Annotated in this window: 1 pseudogene; it reads left to right on the top strand. The window is 37.2% G+C overall.

Going from position 1 to position 664, the window contains the following annotated elements:
• Positions 1–92 precede the first annotated feature (92 nt).
• Positions 93–545 (top strand): annotated as a pseudogene (tnpA, locus tag IGI96_RS19765) (IS200/IS605 family transposase).
• The last annotated feature ends 119 nt before the right edge of the window (positions 546–664 follow it).

Genomic DNA, 664 nt, shown 5'->3' on the forward strand with positions numbered 1-664 from the left:
GATAACAAAAAATCTGAGCCAGAATGTGGTTCATTCTGACCCAGATTTGATTTTGCACAACTCATCAGTCCTTATTGACAAAGAGCCTTTTTATGTCTAATGACGATAAAAGTTTAGCACATACAAGATGGAATTGTAGGGTTCACATAGTCTTCACCCCGAAGTATCGACGAAAAGTGATTTATGGAAAGTTATGAGTAAGTATTGGTCAGGTAGTAAGAAAATTGTGTGAGATGAAAGCTGTTGAAATCATTGAAGCGCATGCAATGCCTGACCATATTCAACTGTTAGTAAGAATACCGCCAAAGATTCGTATTTCTAGTTTTATGGGCTACTTAAAAGGACGAAGTGCAACCTTAATCCATGAAAAACATGCGAATTTGAAATATAACTATGGGAATAAAAGCTTTTGGTCCAAAGGATACTACGTGAGTATGGTTGGGTTAAATCAAAAAACAATTGAAAAATATATTCGAGAACAAGAAGCAGATGATCGAATAAGAGATAGTATAAGTAAACAAGAGTATGTAGATTCATTTAAATAGTTAAAGAGAGATAGGGCAGTGAGCGGTTGGTGGTCATTTAAAAAGCCCCTTTTAAGGGGCTAGCGAGTGGTGAGGCCTTCTAGGGCTGTTAAAAAGCCACCCGTTTCAAGGGCGGATAT

It is taken from the genome of Enterococcus sp. DIV0421, from assembly GCF_051713745.1.
GTDB lineage: Bacteria > Bacillota > Bacilli > Lactobacillales > Enterococcaceae > Enterococcus_D > Enterococcus_D casseliflavus.